Origin of the sequence: Bacillus crepusculi, assembly GCF_014764715.1 — a bacterium.
Lineage (GTDB): Bacteria > Bacillota > Bacilli > Bacillales > Bacillaceae > Bacillus.
Window position 1 is genome coordinate 234,018 of sequence record NZ_JACXXE010000001.1, and the last position, 20,759, is coordinate 254,776.

Genomic DNA, 20,759 nt, shown 5'->3' on the forward strand with positions numbered 1-20,759 from the left:
TGAAAAACGAGAGTGTCAATCGATTCATTTTATGAAAGGGTGTTTTCACTAAAAAATCTTAATAATAAGGGTATGGTCCATATGGTGGGTATGGCGGTGGATAAGGATATCCATAGCCATATCCTGGGGCAAGCAAGGATCCAGCAAGTAGTCCTCCGGCAAAACCACCTAAAAATGGAGGTCCAAAAAATCCAGGTCTCCCAAAACCAAATCCAGGGCGTCCGAATCCAAATCCAGGTCTCCCAAAACCAAATCCAGGTCTTCCAAATCCAAATCCAAAAGGTCTTCTCATGTCTTCTTGAATAAACGGCGGTGTGTCAAAATAATTCATAAAAAAAGGCTCCTCTCACATAAAATCACTGTAACTGACATCAGTGTATTCAAATGGCCTACATGTGTTTGGGTGACCGCCTAATATAAGGAGGAATGTCAAAAATGGGCCTGTATCCATCTGATTGGGCAAAATGCCCGCCGCATGCTCATGCATATAAAGCACGTACGGATGTAACAGAAGAGCATGATCATTTAATAGAAGGTATTTCTCAGCCTGTAAATGGAAGCAGTACTGACAAGCATACGCATTATTATCGCGGGATCACCTCTTTTGAAAGGGGGCATTTCCACAGATACTATGGCATCACAGGGCCTGCTATCCCTAGAGTGGATGGAACGCATTATCACGAGATTGAGGAAGTCACGTATTCTGCTTATACAGATCCTGTCCCCATCCGATACGGAGGTGTCGTCTATAGTCCAGATCAAGAGCGGCCAACACATACCCATCGTTTAAAAGGAAAAACTTATGAAGTGGTCGGAAATGAACCATTCGGCTGGTGATGAGCAGTATATAGGAGAGAAAGAGAAGTTATGCTATACTGTAGGCAGTTTGTAAAAGAGAGTGATGTTATGAAGAAAGCGAAACAACCAGTGATTGTGTTAGTAGGACCGACGGCTGTTGGCAAAACAAAGCTGAGCATTGATATAGCCAAAGCATTTAATGGAGAGATCATCAGCGGGGATTCTATGCAGATTTATAAAGGAATGGATATTGGAACAGCAAAAATCACCCCTGAAGAAATGGAAGGCATCCCGCACCATCTCATTGATATTAAACAGCCGGACGAATCATTTTCTACTGCTGAATTTCAGCAGCTTGTCCGTTTGAAAATCAAAGAGATTGCCGCTAGAGGAAAAACGCCAATGATTGTCGGCGGAACAGGCCTGTATATTCAATCTGTTTTATATGATTACACATTTACCGACGAGAAAAGTGATCCTGCTTTTAGAGAGGAAATGACGCTGTTCGAACAGCAGCATGGACCTCTTCAGCTGCACGAAAAGCTAAAGGCAGTAGATCCTGACGCTGCAAAAGCGATCCACCCGAATAATGTCAGGCGTGTGATCCGGGCGCTTGAGGTGATACATACAACTGGACAGAAAATGTCTGAGATGCAAAACGGGCATCAGGAAGCACCTCTTTATGACACAGCCTTCATTGGGCTGAAAATGGAGCGAGAGCTTTTGTACGAGCGCATTCATCAAAGAATTGATATGATGTTAGATGAAGGCTTAATTGAAGAAGTGAGAGCGCTATATCAATCTGGTTTGAAGGATTGTCAATCTGTTCAAGCGATTGGTTATAAAGAACTGTATGCCTATTTTCAAGGTGACTGCTCTCTTGATGAAGCCATCCGGCAATTAAAGCAAAATTCCCGGCGATATGCGAAGCGTCAGTTTACGTGGTTCCGTAATAAAATGGATGTCACTTGGTTTGATATGACACCCCCTTGCCACTTTTCAGACAAAAAAGAGGAAATTTTCGCATATATAGCAGGAAAGCTAGGACTTAAAGCGAAACTGTAGTTATCAGAATCGAGGAGGACGAAACATGAAACCGATTAATATTCAGGACCAATTTTTGAATCAGATCCGCAAAGACAATACATTTGTCACCGTATTTTTACTGAATGGCTTTCAGCTTCGCGGTCAAGTGAAGGGATTTGACAATTTCACAGTGCTGCTTGAGACAGAAGGGAAGCAGCAGCTTATTTATAAACATGCCATTTCTACATTTGCACCTCAAAAAAATGTAAATCTAGAATTAGAATAGGACATTTTGTACCCAATAGCCCCATGCATCTGCGAATAAACCGGCCGGAACCCGCTACGTTTTTTGTCAGTGCAGAGGGGCTATTTTGCATGTCGTGAAACTTTTCTGTCCATTTTGCGTATGATTCCTTATTGGACATTTAAAAGGGTGAGGGGATTTATATGGAAAATGCAGAGCTTGAATTAAGAAGGATTAGAGTGATCCTTCTTTTGATTGGGATTGTTGTCTTATTTGGATCATGTGCCATCTCAAACATCGAAACGAGACAAGAAAGCTGGTACAACTATTCTCATCAAGATGATCATGGAAATATAGATGGCATGATGCAATCAGCTGTTGCGCTAAAAAATAATCACTTTGCTGTTGTCAAAGAGGACGAAGTACTTGTGTACCGGTTTGATGAAAAAGAAGGGCAGCTGACCCTCGTTAAAACGAAGTACATAGATGAATGGGACGAAGAAAATGATGATGGCTCTGATGAAGAGTAAGCACGTAAATTTACAAATGAATGTGAAGTCGCTACACTATAATCATGCATTAGACATCTAGGGCAGAAAAGGATGAGTTCATGATACACAAAATTAAAATTAATCACTGGGAACAAACTTGTGAAGACGACTCCTGTTTCGAATATGGAACAAGCGTTTCTGTAAATGGGAAAGAATTAGTGAGAGAAGCTTCAATCGTCTCTGCGCTTGAAGCGGTGCTAAAAGAATTAGGTGTTGAAGTGGAAATTACAGAAGTGTCAGAAGATTTACAGTGCGATGCCTACAAAAAATAAAACAAAAAGTCTAGTCTACTAAGCGATTTTTTTTCATGTTATGATAGATTTCGGTTTCAGTTGAATAGGGAGTAGGGCAGTCTATTTTTAGATCCTGCTCTGCTCTATTTATTTGAACGTACGAGTTCGGCTATGAATGTTCGGCCGGGTTGGTTGATTTTTTTCGTTTCGAACATCTATATGTTGTGTTTTAAAAAAACATAGTATACTATATATAGTGAATAACGAAATGATCAACAATACTAAAAACTAGGTCGTGATGGAATTGATTCAAATCGTATTTGATTCAAAAACAGGAAATGTTCAACGCTTTTTGGACAAGACCCCTTTTACAGACAAACGAAAATTGACTGGAGAAGAGTTTTTGGATACGCCGTTTATTCTCGTCACCTTTACGACAGGATTTGGACAAGTCCCTAGTACCACTCAGTCCTTTTTAGAGAAAAATGCGCATCTTTTACTAGGTGTAGCGGTGAGTGGCAACAAAGTGTGGGGAGATAATTTTGCAAAAAGCGCCGATACGATTTCTAAACAATATCAAGTTCCTATTTTGCACACCTTTGAACTAAGCGGAACAAAAAGGGATGTTGAATTGTTTACACAGGAGGTAGAAAGAATTGTCACAAAATCAGGTTCCAAAGTGGATACAATTAAATAACGAGATTATGATTCAAAAAGAAGGAAAGTTTCAGTTTGATAAGGACAAAGAAGCTGTACATAGTTATTTCGTAGATTATATTAATCAAAACACGGTCTTCTTCCACAATTTAGAAGAGAAGATTGATTACTTAATAGAAAACGACTACTATGAGGAAGAATTTTTAAGACAATACAGCATGGCAGATATTAAAGAAGTATTCGAAGCTGCATATGCTAAGAAATTTAGATTCCCATCATTTATGAGTGCGTTTAAGTTTTACAATGATTACGCACTGAAAACAAATGATAAAAAGAAAATTCTTGAACGCTATGAAGACCGTATTTCAGTTGTGGCTCTTTTCTTCGCAGGCGGAGACAAAGAAAAAGCACTTGAGTTTGTAGAACTGATGATCAATCAAGAATATCAGCCAAGTACACCAACATTCTTAAACGCTGGGCGTAAAAGACGCGGTGAGCTCGTAAGCTGTTTCTTGCTTGAAGTGAATGACTCTTTAAACGATATTTCAAGAGCGATTGATATTTCCATGCAGCTGTCGAAACTAGGCGGCGGCGTCAGTTTGAACCTGTCAAAGCTTCGGGCAAAAGGTGAAGCGATCAAAGATGTAGAAAACGCGACAAAAGGTGTCGTAGGCGTGATGAAGCTTCTTGATAATGCATTCAGGTATGCAGATCAAATGGGACAAAGACAAGGATCAGGCAGTGCCTACCTCAATATTTTCCACAGAGATATCAATGACTTCTTAGATACGAAAAAAATCTCTGCTGATGAAGATGTTCGTGTGAAAACACTGTCCATTGGTGTGGTCATCCCGGACAAATTTATCGAGCTTGCTAGAGAAGATAAAACAGCTTACACCTTCTATCCGCATACAGTCTATAAAGAATATGGGCAGCATCTTGATGAGATGGATATGGAAGAAATGTATGACGAGCTTGTGGAAAACCCGAATGTCAAAAAAGAAAAGGTCAATCCGAGAAAGCTTCTTGAAAAATTGGCTGTTCTACGTTCAGAATCAGGTTATCCATATATCATGTTCCAAGATAATGTGAACAGAGAGCATGCATTGAACCATATTTCACGAGTGAAATTCTCAAACCTTTGCTCAGAAGTGCTTCAGGCTTCAGAGGTATCTTCTTACACGGACTATGATCAAGAAGATGAGATCGGTCTAGATATTTCCTGTAACCTTGGTTCATTAAATATCATGAATGTCATGAAAAACAAATCGATCGAAAAAACAGTCAAGCTTGCAACAGACTCACTAACGCTTGTGTCTGAAACAACAGATATTCGCAATGCACCAGCTGTTCGAAAAGCGAACAAAGCGATGAAATCAATTGGACTTGGCGCGATGAACCTTCATGGGTACTTAGCTCAAAACCAAATCGCCTATGAAAGCGAAGAGGCAAGAGATTTCGCGAATACGTTCTTTATGATGGTGAACTATTATTCGATTAAACGCTCAAGTGAGCTTGCAAAAGAAAAAGGAGAAACATTCCATCGTTATGAGGGCTCAAGTTATGCAACTGGTGAGTACTTCAATAAATACGTGGAGAATGATTTCACACCAAAGACAGAAAAAGCAGCAGCATTATTTGAAGGCATGCACATTCCAACAAAAGAAGACTGGGCAGCACTCAAAGAATTTGTAGCAGAAAATGGCATGTACCATAGCTACCGTTTATGCATTGCTCCAACAGGTTCAATTTCTTATGTGCAATCGGCAACAGCATCTGTTATGCCAATTATGGAACGTATCGAAGAAAGAACATACGGCAACAGCAAAACCTATTACCCAATGCCAGGTCTTTCAGCGCAAAACTGGTTCTTCTATAAAGAAGCGTACGATATGGACATGTTCAAAGTGGTCGATATGATCGCAACGATTCAGCAGCACGTCGATCAAGGAATCAGCTTTACATTATTCCTAAAGGATACGATGACAACGCGTGACTTAAACCGCATTGATCTTTATGCACACCATAAAGGCATTAAGACACTTTATTATGCAAGAACGAAGGATACAGGGCAGGAAGGCTGTCTTTCTTGTGTTGTTTGATTAAAGGAGAGTTTAACGTGACAAAAATTTATGATGCAGCCAACTGGTCAAAACACGAAGATGATTTTACACAAATGTTTTACAACCAAAATGTAAAGCAGTTCTGGCTTCCTGAAGAAATTTCCTTAAACGGGGATCTCTTAACATGGAAATATTTAGGTGAAGAAGAGCGGGATACGTACATGAAGGTACTTGCTGGACTGACTTTACTTGATACAGAACAAGGAAATACGGGTATGCCGATTGTGGCAGAACATGTAGACGGCCATCAGCGTAAAGCGGTGTTGAACTTTATGGCCATGATGGAAAATGCGGTGCATGCGAAATCATACTCAAATATCTTCATGACACTTGCACCAACTGAAACCATTAGTGAAGTGTTTGAATGGGTCAAGAAGAATAAATTCCTGCAAAAGAAAGCAGATATGATTGTCAGTTTATACCGTTCGATTCAAAAAGACGATCCTATCTCCCTCTTTAAAGCAATGGTTGCTTCTGTTTATTTAGAAAGCTTCCTATTTTATAGCGGCTTTTACTACCCGCTTTATTTCTATGGACAAGGGAAGCTTATGCAAAGTGGTGAAATCATTAACTTGATTTTGCGCGATGAAGCGATTCACGGTGTGTACGTCGGATTATTAGCACAAGAAATTTACAACAAACAAACACCGGACGTGCAAAAAGAGCTATATGATTTCTCTATCCATCTGCTCAATGAGCTTTATGAAAATGAGCTACATTACACTGAAGATATTTATGACCAAGTCAATTTATCGCATGATGTGAAAAAGTTCATTCGTTACAATGCCAATAAAGCGTTAATGAACCTTGGATTTGCCCCTTACTTTGAAGAAGAAGAGATTAACCCTATTGTGTTGAACGGACTCAATACAAAAACAAAGTCACATGACTTCTTCTCAATGAAAGGGAACGGCTACAAAAAAGCAACAGTTGAGCCGTTAAAAGATGACGACTTCTTCTTTGGAGATGAATCATAAGTAAAACGCAAAAGTCAAAACGCAGCATTCGTTTTGGCTTTTTGCCATTTCTTACAACAAGTGACACACTGGAGGTAACCGAACATGGGAAAAATGGATGAAATCATTTTAGTCGCACCGCGCGCGCGCGTTTTCCAAAACGAAACACTTGCGTTTAATGGAGTGAATAGTGAAGAGGAAACAATCAACACCATCATGAAAGAAATCGAAGAGCACTTTGAAGAGATGCGAAGAGGCGATGCAGAAGAAAATCCTGACTTCAAGCAGCCGATTCCTTATGTTGTCATTAAGCGTGAGGACGAAGTGTATGTATATGAAAGACTTCAAGGCGGGGGAGAATCGAGATTACATCATAAGCTATCTCTTGGCTTTGGCGGTCATATGAATTTTATCGAAGGAAAAGATTTTACTGAGATCCTTAAAGAAAATACCGATCGTGAACTGGACGAGGAACTTTTGATTCAAGAAGAAGACAAACTTGAGATGAAAACCCTTGGACTCATCAATGATGATGACAACAGTGTCGGCCGTGTGCATATTGGCCTGTTATCAGCCCTTGAATTATCGCCGGGTGCTCATGTAGAAGTAAAAGAAACAGATCAAATCGCAGGAAAATGGATGAAAGTAGCAGACTTGAAAAAGCCTGAATACTTCGATCGTCTTGAAACATGGTCTCAATTTGTCGTGAACATCTTAGCATAAATGGGTAGACAACAAACCGGCTCTAAAGATGCCTTGAGCCGGTTTGTTTTTTTGTTATTGGAAAACGAATGCATCGTGACCGGCCTGCTTCAATCGAGCAACGAGGTCATCTGCATTTTGCTTTGAACGAAAAGCCCCAGCTTGTACCCGGAACATCCCGCCTTCTAGTAAGACGAGTGCTTCGAATCCTTTGGATTTAAGTGTAGCAACTAGCTCATACGCATTGGTTTTCACCTTGAAAGCCCCTGCCTGCACTTTATAAAGATTACCTGCTTTTTTCTTCAACTGAAAGGCATTCTCTAATCCATTGGCATGAGCACGAGCGATGCCTTGAAGGAAAGTAGCGTTCCGGAGCTTATTTGCATCAGCTGTTGTATCAATGAAACCGTTCTCTGTTAAAATAGCGGACATAGAAGTTTCACGAAGAACGTGGAAGTTCGCAGTTTTCTTGCCGCGGTCGGCAAAATCAACCGAGCGGACAATTTCATCATGGAGGGCATGACGATACGTGGTTGTTGGTGCTGAAACGTCAGGATACACATAGCTTTCAAAACCTGTACCCCCGCCAGCATTAATATGAATAGACACGAAATAGTCAGCTCCCCAGCTATTTGCTGCATTCGTACGCTGGGATAAAGTGACGGATTGGTCAATTGAACGACTTAAGCGGACGGAAACCCCATCATATTCACTAATCAATATATCTCTCAGTAAAAGTGCGATTTGAAGTGTGAGATTTTTCTCCAAAAGTCCATTAGCACTAGCTCCAGAATCTGTTCCTCCGTGGCCAGGATCAATAAAAATTTTCACCATCTATTCATCACCTCATCTTTATTTTATGAGGAAATAGAAGAATTGCCTGTACCAAATGCGGAAATCATTGAGACTCTTTTCTGCACAATTTGTGATGAGAAAGCTACATTTTTCTAAGAAAAAGCAAATTGTTGGTTTGTCCGCCTAAAAGGGATGAATACAATGGAAATAGCACATCATTTCCTGGGAAACCGCAGAAATCCCTACAATATTCGGTATCTCGGGTCATTTTGACAGCAAACTTGGGCTTAAGCGGGCGATTGTCACGATTACAGCTCCACCCGAATAGAATAAAGAGAGAAGAGCGAGAGGTGAATACGTTGGAGCGAGCTGTCACATATAAAAATAACGGCCAAATCAATATTATACTTAACGGACAAAAGCAAGTATTGGTTGATGCAGATTCAGAGGCAGAGTACCTAGAAGCCTTGCAGAAAAATGAGGCAAAACACAGCATCTTGCGGGAAATAGAGCGTGAAATGAACAGCCTTGTCGGTATGGATGAAATGAAACGAAACATAAAAGAGATTTATGCTTGGATTTTTGTCAATCAGAAAAGACAGGAACAAGGATTAAAGGTAGGAAAACAAGCACTTCATATGATGTTCAAAGGGAATCCAGGAACGGGGAAAACAACGGTTGCAAGGCTTGTCGGAAAGCTATTCTTTGAAATGAATGTCCTCTCTAAGGGGCACTTAATTGAAGCCGAACGCGGTGATCTCGTTGGGGAATACATTGGGCATACTGCGCAGAAAACAAGGGATTTAATTAAAAAATCACTAGGCGGTATTTTGTTCATTGACGAAGCCTATTCTCTGGCCCGCGGTGGAGAAAAGGATTTTGGGAAAGAAGCGATTGATACATTAGTGAAACATATGGAGGACAAACAGCACGAATTCATTCTCATCCTCGCTGGTTACTCCAAGGAAATGGATCATTTTCTATCTTTAAACCCCGGCCTTCAATCAAGATTTCCAATCAATATCAGCTTTCCTGATTATACAGTCGATCAGCTTATGGATATTGCAAAACGAATGATGGCTGACAGGGAATATATCTTTACCCAAGAAGCAGAATGGAAGCTGCGAGATTATTTGATGCACATTAAGAGCACCACGAGTCCTGCAAAATTCAGCAACGGAAGGTTTGTGCGAAACACCATTGAAAAGGCGATCCGAACCCAGGCGATGAGGCTGCTGCTTGTGGATCATTATGATAAAAAAGATCTGCTCACCATTAAAAGTCATGATCTTCAAATGAAAGAGGATACGCCTTCTTGAAATGGCGTATCCTTTTTGTGAAGAGACGCTAAAATAAACCTTCCGAATAGTGGTATACGTGTGATGTGTTTGGTATGATGGTGATACTGAAAACTTAAGTACAGAAAGGAAACAACTGACGTTGAATGAACATGAAATGACTGAAAAAGCGATCCTTGTCGGCTGTCAATTGCCGCATGTAACGGATGAACGCTTTCAATACTCAATGGAAGAATTAGCTTCCTTAACCAAAACCGCTGGCGGTGAAGCTGTCAGCGTCATGACGCAGAAAAGAAATAGACAAGACAGCGCAACATACATTGGAAAAGGGAAAGTAGAAGAGCTTAAAGTGCTTTGCGAGGAATTCGAATGTGATGTCATTATTTTTAACGACGAGCTTTCTCCAAGCCAGCTAAAAGCGTTGGCAACTGCCTTAGATGTGAAAATAATTGATCGCACGCAATTGATTTTAGACATCTTTGCCAAAAGAGCCCGTACAAGAGAGGGGAAGCTCCAAATAGAGCTTGCCCAGCTTCAGTATGCCTTGCCAAGACTAAGTGGACAAGGGATCAGCCTCTCAAGACAAGGAGGCGGAATTGGCGCAAGAGGTCCAGGTGAAACAAAACTTGAAACAGATAGACGACATATTCGAAGCCGCATTCACGAAATTAACGGGCAATTATCTGCCGTAAAAGAACACCGTACGAGGTACCGAGAACGACGGAAGAAAAATGGTGTGTTCCAAATTGCCATTGTCGGGTATACGAATGCCGGAAAATCTACTTTGTTTAACCAGTTAACAGATGCTGATAGTCATGAAGAGGATTTGCTATTTGCGACACTTGATCCAATGACACGTAAGATGACATTAGCATCTGGCTACAGTGTGCTGATTTCAGATACAGTTGGTTTTATTCAAGACCTTCCAACAACACTCATTGCCGCATTTCGTTCCACTCTTGAAGAAGTGAAGGAAGCCGATTATTTGCTGCATGTGATCGATTCTTCTAATGAGGATTATGAAGGACACGAACGGACGGTTCATGAGCTTTTAGAAGAATTAGAAGCAGACCGGATTCCGATGCTGACAGTCTATAACAAAGAAGATCAAATTAGACCAGATTTCATCCCATCTTCAAAGCACCGCCATTTGTTAATCAGTGCAAGACGCGAGGAAGATGTGAAGCGATTAAAGGCGGATATAATGGCTGAACTGAAAAAAGCTTTTTTAAAGCCATACCATGTGAAGATTCCAGCATATGAAGGGAAGCTCATCTCCGCATTAAAATCAGAAACGCTCGTGGAATCACTAGAATTTCAAAAGGAAGCAGAGCTTTATGACATCACCGGATTTAGTGGTGAGGAGCAGACCATATTAGGCCAAATCAAAAAGTATATGTTGTAGGAAAGGAATTTAATAAAGATGTTTCACACGTTAAAACATGGCACCATTTTAGAAAAAGTAGCAGCAGAAACAGAACAAGAAATCTTACGCATGCATCAACAAATTGACCAAAAAAGCGAACAAAATGAGTGGCGGGTGCTTGAAAGCTATCGAAAGCATCGAGTGAGCGACTCTCACTTTCATCCAACCACTGGATATGGCTATGATGATATGGGAAGAGACACGTTAGAAAAGATTTATGCGGATGTCTTCGGAGGAGAAAGCGGCCTTGTGCGCCCGCAAATCATTTCCGGAACACACGCGATTTCTATTGCCTTATTTGGTGTGCTGAGACCTGGCGATGAATTGATCTACATGACGGGGAAGCCATACGATACGCTAGAAGAAATTGTTGGGATTCGCGGGAAAGAAGGGACAGGCTCATTAAAAGACTTCCAGATTGACTACAAAGCCATTGATTTGCGTCAAGATGGGACCGTCGATTATGACAAAGTAAAAGAGTCTATTTCCTCTAAAACAAAAGTCATCGGCATCCAGCGATCAAAGGGCTATGCGTCAAGACCCTCCTTTACAATAGAAGAAATTGAGCAAATGATTTCATTTGTGAAAGAGATTAATGAAGAAATCATTGTGTTTGTTGACAACTGTTATGGTGAATTTACTGAATTACAAGAGCCATGTCATGTGGGAGCAGACCTTATGGCGGGCTCTCTCATTAAAAACCCAGGTGGCGGTCTTGCTAAAACAGGTGGCTATATCGTTGGAAAAGAGAAATGGGTAGAAGCTTGCTCTTATCGAATGACATCTCCAGGCATCGGCAGTGAAGCGGGTGCATCGCTGTATGCGCTCCAGGAAATGTATCAAGGTTTTTTCTTAGCACCGCATGTTGTGGCGCAAAGCTTAAAGGGCGCAGTGTTTACAGCTCGTTTTCTTGAGAAGCTTGGGTTCCAAACAAATCCGGCGTGGAATGCGAAAAGAACGGACTTGATACAATCCGTAGAATTTGGAGATCCTAACAAAATGATTGCGTTCTGCCAGGCTATTCAATATGCATCTCCGATCAACAGCCACGTTACACCGCATGCAAGCTATATGCCGGGTTACGAGGATGATGTCATTATGGCAGCGGGCACCTTCGTCCAAGGAGCTAGTATCGAATTGTCAGCCGATGGACCGATCAGACCGCCTTATACAGCCTACGTTCAAGGCGGACTCACCTATGCCCATGTGAAAAATGCGATTTGCAGTGCTGTCGACGCCTTATTGGAACAAGGTTTTATTGAAGTACCTGCTCAATAAAAAATCCATGTTATTATTCCTAACATTTCGTTGACACATAATATAACATGACATATAATAAATTTAAGCAAAGAGGAGGAGACAGTTGAGATGAGTGATAACATTCGCCGCTCAATGCCTTTATTCCCAATTGGGATTGTCATGCAGCTAACAGAATTATCTGCAAGGCAAATTCGCTATTATGAGGAAAATGGTTTAATATTCCCAGCAAGAAGTGATGGGAATCGCCGATTATTTTCTTTCCATGATGTTGATAAATTACTAGAAATTAAAAACCTCATCGAACAAGGTGTAAACATGGCAGGAATCAAAAAACTTTTTGCCAAAGCTGAGGCGGAGAATCCAGCGTCTACAACAAAGACCGAGGAGAAAACCACAGCCAAGCACAACTTGACAGATGATGAACTCAGGAAGCTACTGAAGAAGGAACTCATTCAGGCTGGACGTTTCCAACAAGGAACGACCTTTAGGCAGGGGGATATGTCAAGGTTCTTCCGTTAACCGATTAGCAAAAGCATTGCTATACACATTTTACCTTTTGTAGGGGAGGAGTTTTACGAAATGGCAAAGTACACAAGAGAAGATATCGTAAAATTAGTAAATGAGGAAAACGTAAAGTACATCCGTCTGCAATTTACAGACATTCTCGGAACGATTAAAAATGTTGAGATTCCTGTGAGCCAGTTAGAAAAAGCTCTCGATAACAAATGTATGTTTGATGGTTCATCGATTGAAGGGTTCGTACGTATCGAAGAATCAGATATGTACCTATACCCAGATCTAAACACATTTGTTATTTTCCCTTGGACAGCAGAAAAAGGTAAAGTTGCACGCTTTATTTGTGACATTTATAAGCCAGACGGGACGCCATTTGATGGTGACCCTCGTAACAACTTAAAGCGTATCTTGAAGGAAATGGAAGAACTAGGATTTAGTGATTTCAACCTAGGACCTGAGCCAGAATTCTTCTTATTTAAATTAGATGAAAAAGGCGAGCCAACGCTTGAACTAAACGATAAAGGTGGATACTTTGATCTTGCCCCAACAGACCTAGGTGAGAACTGCCGCCGTGATATCGTGCTTGAGCTTGAAGAAATGGGCTTTGAAATTGAAGCATCTCACCACGAAGTAGCACCAGGGCAGCATGAAATTGATTTCAAATATGCAGGCGCGATCCGTTCTTGTGATGACATTCAAACGTTCAAGCTTGTGGTGAAAACAATCGCGAGAAAGCATGGTCTTCATGCGACATTCATGCCAAAACCATTGTTCGGTGTAAACGGATCTGGTATGCACTGTAACCTATCATTATTCAAAAATGGCAAAAACGCATTCTTTGATGAAAAAGCAGATTTACAATTAAGCGAGACTGCTAGACACTTTATCGCAGGTATCGTCAAGCACGCAACAAGCTTCACAGCGGTCACAAACCCGACGGTGAACTCTTACAAGCGTCTTGTTCCTGGCTATGAAGCACCTTGCTATGTGGCATGGAGTGCACAAAACCGTAGCCCATTAATCCGTATCCCTGCATCACGCGGAATCAGCACACGTGTAGAAGTGCGCAGCGTAGACCCATCTGCAAACCCATACCTTGCACTTAGCGTATTACTTGCAGCAGGTCTAGACGGAATCAAAAACAAACTAGACGCACCAGCGCCAATCGATAGAAACATCTATGTCATGGACAAAGAAGAGCGTCTTGAAAACGGCATCGCTGACCTACCTGCAACACTTGCAGAAGCACTTGAGCTACTAAAATCAAACGAAGTCATGATCAACGCACTAGGCGATCACCTATTCGAGCACTTTATCGAATCAAAAGAAATCGAATGGGATATGTTCCGCACCCAAGTTCACCCATGGGAACGCGATCAGTATATGTCTCAGTATTAATAAAGAAACCCCTTGGGGCCATTGGCTTCAGGGGGTTTTGATTTTGGTCAAATTATATTCACAAAAGAAGAAAACGAGATGTAAATCTATGTTCAAAAAGAGAATTAGTGTTTCTAAAGAAAATGTTTTAAAATTAATTTCTACGCCACCAACTGTAATATCCCTTCTAAGCAATTCTTCATGTTTTGAAGCGGCAAATTGCGCTTCTTCTTTGTATTATATCCTTTAGAAAACTCTGTTACTTCTTGTGTTACAGGATACCTAAGTTTAATTTTCTATTGCTATGTCGTTCCTCTTTTATTTTAATGCACTCTACATAAAACATACCTTTTATAGATAAGTATGTTTGCATTTTGCCGGATACCGAAAACTTTTAAAATGAACACCTTGACTTTACATATGTTGTAAATACCATGCTAAAATTATACAAGGGAAATGATAGCAAGGGGGTAATGGGATGTCGAATTTGATTTCTTCTGTAGATGTAGCAAACACTCTCAACAAATGGTATCTACATATTAAAAAGAGGGAAGTTTCACAAGCAGTAGAGTTGAGGGATGAGATTCAAGAAATGTTAGGCGAAATGGAAGAAGATCAAGATGTGTTACTCTATTTCAATATTCTTGATTACAGATTTAAGGTACTGATGGAAGATTTAGTGGGGCAACCAACAATAACAGAAAGTGAAAGAGTCAAAACAGATGACATGTTAAGGTTTTATTTTTATCTTTTCAAAGGTATGTATGAGAGTGCAAAGAATAACTATTCAGAAGCTCTAGTTCTATTCAGAGTAGCTGAGAGACAATTGGACAAGGTACATGATGAAATTGAAAAGGCTGAGTTCCATTATAAAATTGGCACACTCTACTATTTCAATAAGGTCACGCTCCTTTCTCATCATCATCTACAAACAGCAAAGGACATCTACAAAGGTCATGAAGGCTACAGCATACAGACCATAAACTGTAATATGTTATTGGCACTGAATTTGATTGATGACGGTAGACTAGACAAAGCTGAACGAATGCTTTTGGATTGTGTGGATAGACTGATTGAAAAGAATGATAAGAGATTGTTAGCGTTGGCTTATTATGATTTGGGATTTCTCAAAATTCAGGATGATCACCATATAGAAGCAATTGAATATTTCAACAAAGCAATTTCCGCAGATAATCTAAAGCAGTCAGCTCCTGTTTCATACTTACAATGTGCGTATGAATTTGCAAGATCAAGCTACAAATCAGATCAGTTGGATCAGGCAATAAGTTGGGTTGCTGAGGGGAAAAGCTTCTCTAAAGAACAGCAAAACACAAACTTTATTTTGAAATTCAATATCCTTGAGAAATGTTATACAACACCACGGGAAAGCTATGAGGACATCAAGAAAGGGCTATGTCTTTTGGAAGAAAGAAAAGCATATGTTGATATAGAGGCTTTAGCTCCTGATGTAGCCTCCATATATAAAAAGTTAAATCTTTATGAAGAAAGTAACTACTTCTTGGAATTGGCTTTGAAATCTTGTACGCTTATAGGAAAGGAGGTCATATGATCATGAAAAAAATAATGATGATGATTACTACTGCTTTGCTAATAGGTACAATTCTAGGAATGCCTGTAGTACAACAAACTCAGGCAGATGCTAAAAATGAGGTAGTGTTACTTTCCTCAAGAGGTGCAGGATCATAAAAGGGATAGAGTTTTAATCCACCACTACGGAAGATAATTGGTTAAAAAACGATAAAGTGGATTAAAGTGTCAGACTCCTTATGGTATTCTAGTAAAAGAATATTCCATAAAAGGAGTCTTTTTTATATGAAAATATTAGATGCTCCATCTTTACTATCAGCTGTCGAACAAAGGTCAAAAGTCTATCAGGAGCTTCGAGACGAAATGCAGCATGTGAAAAAAGCATTAAAAAGTGTGTCAGGGTTAGGTGATGAATTTACTGGAAAAGGTGCAGACAATATCAAAGCCTTTTATGAGGATCTTGCGCTTTACACGGACACTTATCTTGATTTTATTGATATGCAAAAAGCTTTTTTAGATGGGGTAAAAGGAAAGCTTGATGATGAATCGTTAGGCGGGAGTACATTTATTGATGAGCATTTCTTAGACGCTCAACTGAAACAAGGGATTCAGAATAATAAAGATATGGTCAAGGAACAAAAAGAAGCTCTATCCACTATTTTTGATGACATCAGTGATCTCATAGAACTGAATGTATTTTCAAGTAAAGAGGTCAATGAACATTTAGATGATGCGAACAAAAAAAGAAAAGAGGCAATTGATGCTGTACATAAATTAGATCATGCCCTAAAAACTGAATACGAAAAATCAGAAGCGATTGAGAAACATCTTGCAACCTTTTATACAAAAATGATGGCTGCTACAGGAAAAGGGAAAAATGCGCAACCAATGTATTACGATGCAAAAGCATTTCATGAAACAGATGTCTACAAGAATCATGATAAAATTGATGCACAGGTGAAAGCTTACTTAAAGGTGAAAAAAGAAGAAAAAGAAAAACGAAGAATCAAAGAATTGAAAGAAAAGCTCAATGATCCTTCTTGTATATCAGTTGAGAAATACTTTGAGATTGTAGACGAAATTGGATATGAAAATCTTTCTTACAATCAAAAAATGTATTATAGCCAGCTGCTCCAAATCAAAGCGCAGGAAGAAGCATCAGAGGTATTCGTTGATAGCGTAAAAGGTGCAGCAGTGGGTCTATATGATGTGGCCAAAGATACAGTAGTGGGCATCTACGATCTTGTAACAGACCCTGGTGGTGCCGTTGAATCTGTCGTAACGGCTGTTTCTCATCCAATTGAAACATCGAAAGCAATAGGAAAAGCGATTTCAGACTCATTCGAAAAAGAAGTCATAGCTGGTGATGCGTATTCACGGTCACACTGGTTCGCCTATGCGACTGGTTCTCTAGCAGAAATCGTCTTTGGTTCTAAAGGGGCAGGTGCCATTACAAAAACGGGGACAACAGCGGCCAAAACAACGGTGAAGAAAGGCCTTGAACAAGGAGCAAAATCATTAGACAGAGTCTCTATTCCGAATCTATTGCCATATTCACCAAAGTTTCAACTAGCAGGTGGAGGGAAACTGCCTTATAATGTGTTTGATGGTGAGAATATCAAAAATAAGCTTCTCTCCATGGCGAAGCGACTAGACAATTCAGAAGGTAATGGAGGTCATTTGACCTTATCTAATAAAGGATATAAGGGTATAGACAATGCTAATGATATAACCAAATTAACTGTCGATGATATACCAACTGCAAAAAGTGGGAACTTTAATAAATTTTTCAATTCCCTTACAAGTAAAGAACTAGACGAACTTTGGAAAGATAAAAGAATTAGAAAGAAAATTGAACGTCAGCTTAGAGAACCTGGAGGTTTACATGAGTGGCACTTAGTTTCAAGAGCGCCGCAATTTAAGCATTGGAATATTAGTGCGGAAGAGATTAAAGATTTACGAACAGCAATATCTGATGTTAAATTCGTCAATCCAAACGGTGTCCATGGTGGATTAGGCTCAACTAAGGCACATAATGAATTGTTAGCAATAATAGATACTTCTAGCGACTATGATACATTTGTAAGACGACTTAATAATTGGGCTAATTATAGACTAGAGGGTGGGGTTTCATCTTTACCGGAAGGTCTTAAATTAAAGTAGGAGGATATTATAATGGAAAAACAAGGATGGGTTTCTATTTGGCTAGGTACTATTAAAGAAGGGGACTCTATAGAAGAGTATGTAGATTTAAAGTATGATGAGGATGGCGAGTCTGTACCTTCCAAATTTTTCATTGATTTTAATATTGATATGGATGAAACAGATGAGGATACAATAGAAAAAGCAGTCTATAAGAATAGTAGTAGTGATATTTCATCATTATTAGATGGGTGTTCGTATGAAGAGATTGTCATCCCAAAAATCCAGAAAAGTATAAACCTAAAGAAATCATATAACGCAGTAATTTTAATATATAATTTTGAATATAACAATGAAATTAGTTCAACTGGTGCTTTTGATTTTATTGCTACTACAAATTATAAATAAGAGAACCCTTAAAGGTTCTGATTAGCAAGACTACAGGCAAAGAGATTGATATAATGTAATTTATGTGAAACCTTGATTGGCAAAGTGCCTTTCAAGGTTTTTTTGTTGAAGAGATACCTCGTCACGAAATAAACTATTTACTACTTACTGAATAGAGATAATCTTTGCAATCCCAATCTGATGTTTTAACAAAATTTTTAGTACGTACAACACCTTTAAATTGTATGCCCTATTTAATGAATTTCTTAAAAATCGTCATATATTACCATTTTTATTCCCGGATATTTTACCTTCCCTTTTTCCCTGCCTTTTAAATTTTTCTCAACTTTTACAACCGATCACTACGGACGTATTGTCAAAGTCGAAGCAAGTGATTTAAAATACGGAGAGGTCAAAAGAAACCAATATGCCCAATCCAATTCAGGCAAGCCAGATCGATTGTTAGATGATGATGGTGGGCACTTGATTGCGTCTATTTTTAAAGGATCAGGCGATATTGATAACCTACTTCCGATGAATTCACAGATTAATCGAAGTGGCGGGAAATGGTATAACATGGAGCAGGAATGGTTGGCAGCCTTGAAAGAGGTTCCGCCTCAACAAGTAGAGGTTAGTATTCGACCTATTTATAAAGATGATTCATTAAGACCTGAAAGGTTCGTAGTGCGATATAAAATTGGAGAACGTGCCAAACGTGAAACTATTAAAAATCAACATGGAGGTTAAAACTCAATGGAAGAATTAGATCAATACTATAAAAAAATAGCAGAATCAACTGATAAAATGATCCCGTGTGATTGGGATAAAGTTTGGATGTATGCAGAAATACTAGATGATTCAGCTGGAATTACTTTTTACTTCACTGAACCTAATAGTGAAGAACGTGTCTATGGAGACGATATTCCCGAACGATATAAAGTAAGTGACTCCGTTTATGATCATTTATTAGTTGAACTCTGTGAAGCCTTTGAAGAATTGAAAAATGAATATATAAAAAATGATTTGGGAGCTTGGACAACAGCTACCCTTCAACTTGAGAAGTCAGGGAAGTTTTCAATTGAGTATGGTTATGAAGACATTCTCAATATAGGGCTTTATGGCATTCAGAGAATAGAAGTTTGGGAATACGAAACTTTTGGAATTTTACCTGAAAATGAAAAAAACAAAGAAATTGTATTAAATTATATAAAAAATAAAGAAAACAACAATAACTAACACATTACCCCCCTCTTTAAATTTGGAGGGTTTTTGTATTAGATACGAATTGGTTCTAGAAAAAGTAGGCTAAGAAGATACAGCTTGTTCCGACTGACTTACATAAAAATGTACCGCATATTGGTGCTGCATCAGATTTAAGAGGAGGTTATTAAAATTAGTTTTAAACGAATTAAAGACAAATTTGATCAATACACTATCGATATTAGATCAACCAAAACAAATGATTCATTAAACGAATTTTCTTCTGATTATAAAAGTTTTATTAATGAATACGGGGAATGTTGGATTGAGGACAATGTATATACCTATCTAAGAGAAAAACCAGTGTGGTTAGTTGGTGAATCAGTGCCAGTCGAATTGTTTTATGGGTTAGAGCAGAATGATTATGATATACGAGAAGCCATAAAAACATATAAAGAGCAATTGCCAGAAATCGCAGATGTAGATGGCGGAGACCTAATTTGTTTAGATGTTAGTGAAATAAATCAAGGGAAAATATATTTCTGGGATCATGAACTAGGAGATGGCGAACAAGACCTATTCCTGATTGCTAATACTTTTACTGAATTTATTGAAGGGTTATTTATTGTAGAAGATGATGATGATGACATTTCTTCTATCTATATGGAAATTCATTCTAATCTGAATAACTTTCAAGTTTAAAGGGTGCTAAAGTGCATCCTTTTTATTTTTTTAAAAAAACACTCTTAATGGGTGTTTTAGTTTGTATTAGCTATAGAACTTTTACCCACGAAGTATTCAGCAAGTTTTATTAGGGAACAATGAATATCTTCTTCGTTGATATCATTGAAATTAATATATTCGCACTCACCAAACTTTGCTTTATATAGATATATTTTGCTGAAATCTATGTCATCAAAGGGAAGGCTTTTTATTATGGTGATGCATATTCTCGATCACACTGGTTCGCCTATGCGACTGGTTCTCTAGCAGAAATGGCCTTTGGTTCTAAAGGGGCAGGTGCCATTACAAAAACGGGGACAACAGCGGACAAAACAACGGTGAAGAAAGGCCTTGAACAAGGAGCAAAATCATTAGACAGAGTCTCTATTCCGAATCTATTGCCATACTCACCAAAGTTTCAAATGGCGGGCGGCACAAAGCTTCCGTATAACGTGTTTGACGGAGAAAATCTCAAAAATAAACTCCTCTCTATGGCAAAGCGTCTAGACAACAATTCAGGATACGGAATCTCTAAGACAGGCAGACGATTACCAGCACCAAAATCACCGCCAACCGTCTTCCGATGAATTCACAGATTAATCGTAGTGGTGGGAAATGGTATGAGATGGAGCAGAAGTGGAAAAAAGCATTAATGGCTGACCCTCCAAAGCATGTAGAGGTTAAAATTGAACCTGTCTATATGAATGATTCATTAAGACCTGCAGAGTTTCTTGTAGAATATAAAATCGGAGACCAAAAGAGATTTAGAACTATTAAAAATAAGCCAGGAGGTTGAA

The 20,759-nt window shown here is 39.2% G+C and carries 24 protein-coding genes and 1 pseudogene; 23 read left to right on the plus strand and 2 right to left on the minus strand.

Going from position 1 to position 20,759, the window contains the following annotated elements; translation table 11 throughout:
• Positions 1-58: 58 nt before the first annotated feature.
• The gene (locus IEE86_RS01130) at positions 59-331 is read right to left on the minus strand and encodes a spore coat protein (RefSeq protein ID WP_191095558.1); all 273 of its coding nucleotides are present in this window, start codon (positions 329-331) and stop codon (positions 59-61) included.
• A gap of 104 nt (positions 332-435) precedes the next feature.
• On the opposite strand from IEE86_RS01130, the gene IEE86_RS01135 reads away from it, so the two are divergent.
• The 9 genes from IEE86_RS01135 to IEE86_RS01175 all read left to right on the plus strand — a co-directional run bounded on the left by IEE86_RS01135 (position 436) and on the right by IEE86_RS01175 (position 7,311).
• Positions 436-837 (plus strand): YmaF family protein, encoded by a 402-nt coding sequence (locus tag IEE86_RS01135; protein WP_191095559.1) that lies wholly within the window; start codon positions 436-438, stop codon positions 835-837.
• 69 nt (positions 838-906) lie between these two features.
• Complete coding sequence (gene miaA, locus IEE86_RS01140) at positions 907-1,863, plus strand: tRNA (adenosine(37)-N6)-dimethylallyltransferase MiaA (protein WP_191095560.1); 957 nt, start codon at positions 907-909, stop codon at positions 1,861-1,863.
• A 25-nt stretch (positions 1,864-1,888) separates the two neighbouring features.
• Positions 1,889-2,110, plus strand: a complete 222-nt coding sequence (gene hfq, locus IEE86_RS01145; protein WP_003211269.1) for an RNA chaperone Hfq — start codon at positions 1,889-1,891, stop codon at positions 2,108-2,110.
• Positions 2,111-2,271: 161 nt separating this feature from the next.
• Complete coding sequence (locus tag IEE86_RS01150; RefSeq protein ID WP_191095561.1) at positions 2,272-2,598, plus strand: YmzC family protein; 327 nt, start codon at positions 2,272-2,274, stop codon at positions 2,596-2,598.
• Positions 2,599-2,678: 80 nt separating this feature from the next.
• Entirely contained in the window at positions 2,679-2,891 is a 213-nt protein-coding gene (locus tag IEE86_RS01155; RefSeq protein WP_191095562.1) for a hypothetical protein, read from the plus strand.
• Positions 2,892-3,156: 265 nt separating this feature from the next.
• On the plus strand, positions 3,157-3,549 hold the full coding sequence (gene nrdI, locus IEE86_RS01160; RefSeq protein WP_008360380.1) for a class Ib ribonucleoside-diphosphate reductase assembly flavoprotein NrdI: 393 nt from the start codon (positions 3,157-3,159) through the stop codon (positions 3,547-3,549).
• Entirely contained in the window at positions 3,509-5,611 is a 2,103-nt protein-coding gene (nrdE, locus tag IEE86_RS01165; RefSeq protein WP_191095563.1) for a class 1b ribonucleoside-diphosphate reductase subunit alpha, read from the plus strand. Before nrdI ends, nrdE begins: the two co-directional genes overlap by 41 nt.
• A gap of 17 nt (positions 5,612-5,628) precedes the next feature.
• Positions 5,629-6,609, plus strand: a complete 981-nt coding sequence (nrdF, locus tag IEE86_RS01170) for a class 1b ribonucleoside-diphosphate reductase subunit beta (RefSeq protein ID WP_191095564.1) — start codon at positions 5,629-5,631, stop codon at positions 6,607-6,609.
• A gap of 84 nt (positions 6,610-6,693) precedes the next feature.
• A complete protein-coding gene (locus IEE86_RS01175) occupies positions 6,694-7,311 on the plus strand; it encodes a hypothetical protein (RefSeq protein WP_191095565.1) in 618 nt (205 codons plus the stop codon).
• Positions 7,312-7,365: 54 nt separating this feature from the next.
• On the opposite strand, the gene IEE86_RS01180 is transcribed toward IEE86_RS01175, so the two are convergent.
• Entirely contained in the window at positions 7,366-8,124 is a 759-nt protein-coding gene (locus tag IEE86_RS01180) for an N-acetylmuramoyl-L-alanine amidase (protein ID WP_191095566.1), read from the minus strand.
• A 320-nt stretch (positions 8,125-8,444) separates the two neighbouring features.
• Between IEE86_RS01180 and spoVK the strand changes: the two genes are divergently transcribed.
• The 14 genes and pseudogenes from spoVK (at position 8,445) to IEE86_RS19265 (ending at position 20,758) form a co-directional block, all read left to right on the plus strand.
• Complete coding sequence (spoVK, locus tag IEE86_RS01185) at positions 8,445-9,404, plus strand: stage V sporulation protein K (protein ID WP_191096026.1); 960 nt, start codon at positions 8,445-8,447, stop codon at positions 9,402-9,404.
• 121 nt (positions 9,405-9,525) lie between these two features.
• On the plus strand, positions 9,526-10,788 hold the full coding sequence (gene hflX / locus IEE86_RS01190; protein ID WP_191095567.1) for a GTPase HflX: 1,263 nt from the start codon (positions 9,526-9,528) through the stop codon (positions 10,786-10,788).
• 18 nt (positions 10,789-10,806) lie between these two features.
• Complete coding sequence (locus tag IEE86_RS01195; RefSeq protein WP_191095568.1) at positions 10,807-12,087, plus strand: methionine gamma-lyase family protein; 1,281 nt, start codon at positions 10,807-10,809, stop codon at positions 12,085-12,087.
• A gap of 90 nt (positions 12,088-12,177) precedes the next feature.
• Positions 12,178-12,588 carry a MerR family transcriptional regulator gene (locus IEE86_RS01200; RefSeq protein ID WP_191095569.1) on the plus strand — a complete coding sequence of 137 codons (411 nt, stop codon included), beginning with the start codon at positions 12,178-12,180 and terminating at the stop codon, positions 12,586-12,588.
• Between the two features lie 60 nt (positions 12,589-12,648).
• Positions 12,649-13,983 (plus strand): type I glutamate--ammonia ligase, encoded by a 1,335-nt coding sequence (gene glnA / locus IEE86_RS01205; RefSeq protein WP_007499421.1) that lies wholly within the window; start codon positions 12,649-12,651, stop codon positions 13,981-13,983.
• A gap of 457 nt (positions 13,984-14,440) precedes the next feature.
• Positions 14,441-15,532 carry a Rap family tetratricopeptide repeat protein gene (locus IEE86_RS01210; RefSeq protein WP_191095570.1) on the plus strand — a complete coding sequence of 364 codons (1,092 nt, stop codon included), beginning with the start codon at positions 14,441-14,443 and terminating at the stop codon, positions 15,530-15,532.
• 2 nt (positions 15,533-15,534) lie between these two features.
• Entirely contained in the window at positions 15,535-15,669 is a 135-nt protein-coding gene (locus tag IEE86_RS19510; RefSeq protein ID WP_263479559.1) for a hypothetical protein, read from the plus strand.
• A gap of 126 nt (positions 15,670-15,795) precedes the next feature.
• Positions 15,796-17,673, plus strand: coding sequence for a ribonuclease YeeF family protein (locus IEE86_RS01215; RefSeq protein WP_224740723.1), 1,878 nt, complete (start codon positions 15,796-15,798; stop codon positions 17,671-17,673).
• A 12-nt stretch (positions 17,674-17,685) separates the two neighbouring features.
• Positions 17,686-18,060 carry an immunity 22 family protein gene (locus IEE86_RS01220; RefSeq protein ID WP_191095571.1) on the plus strand — a complete coding sequence of 125 codons (375 nt, stop codon included), beginning with the start codon at positions 17,686-17,688 and terminating at the stop codon, positions 18,058-18,060.
• A gap of 324 nt (positions 18,061-18,384) precedes the next feature.
• Positions 18,385-18,786, plus strand: a pseudogene (locus IEE86_RS01225) (DNA/RNA non-specific endonuclease); the annotation flags it as partial.
• 6 nt (positions 18,787-18,792) lie between these two features.
• Entirely contained in the window at positions 18,793-19,275 is a 483-nt protein-coding gene (locus IEE86_RS01230) for a TIGR01741 family protein (protein ID WP_191095572.1), read from the plus strand.
• A gap of 204 nt (positions 19,276-19,479) precedes the next feature.
• Complete coding sequence (locus IEE86_RS01240; RefSeq protein ID WP_318010246.1) at positions 19,480-19,941, plus strand: SMI1/KNR4 family protein; 462 nt, start codon at positions 19,480-19,482, stop codon at positions 19,939-19,941.
• Positions 19,942-20,234: 293 nt separating this feature from the next.
• Entirely contained in the window at positions 20,235-20,549 is a 315-nt protein-coding gene (locus IEE86_RS19260; protein ID WP_224740724.1) for a hypothetical protein, read from the plus strand.
• A 38-nt stretch (positions 20,550-20,587) separates the two neighbouring features.
• The gene (locus tag IEE86_RS19265) at positions 20,588-20,758 is read left to right on the plus strand and encodes a DNA/RNA non-specific endonuclease (protein WP_263479560.1); all 171 of its coding nucleotides are present in this window, start codon (positions 20,588-20,590) and stop codon (positions 20,756-20,758) included.
• Position 20,759 lies beyond the last annotated feature (1 nt).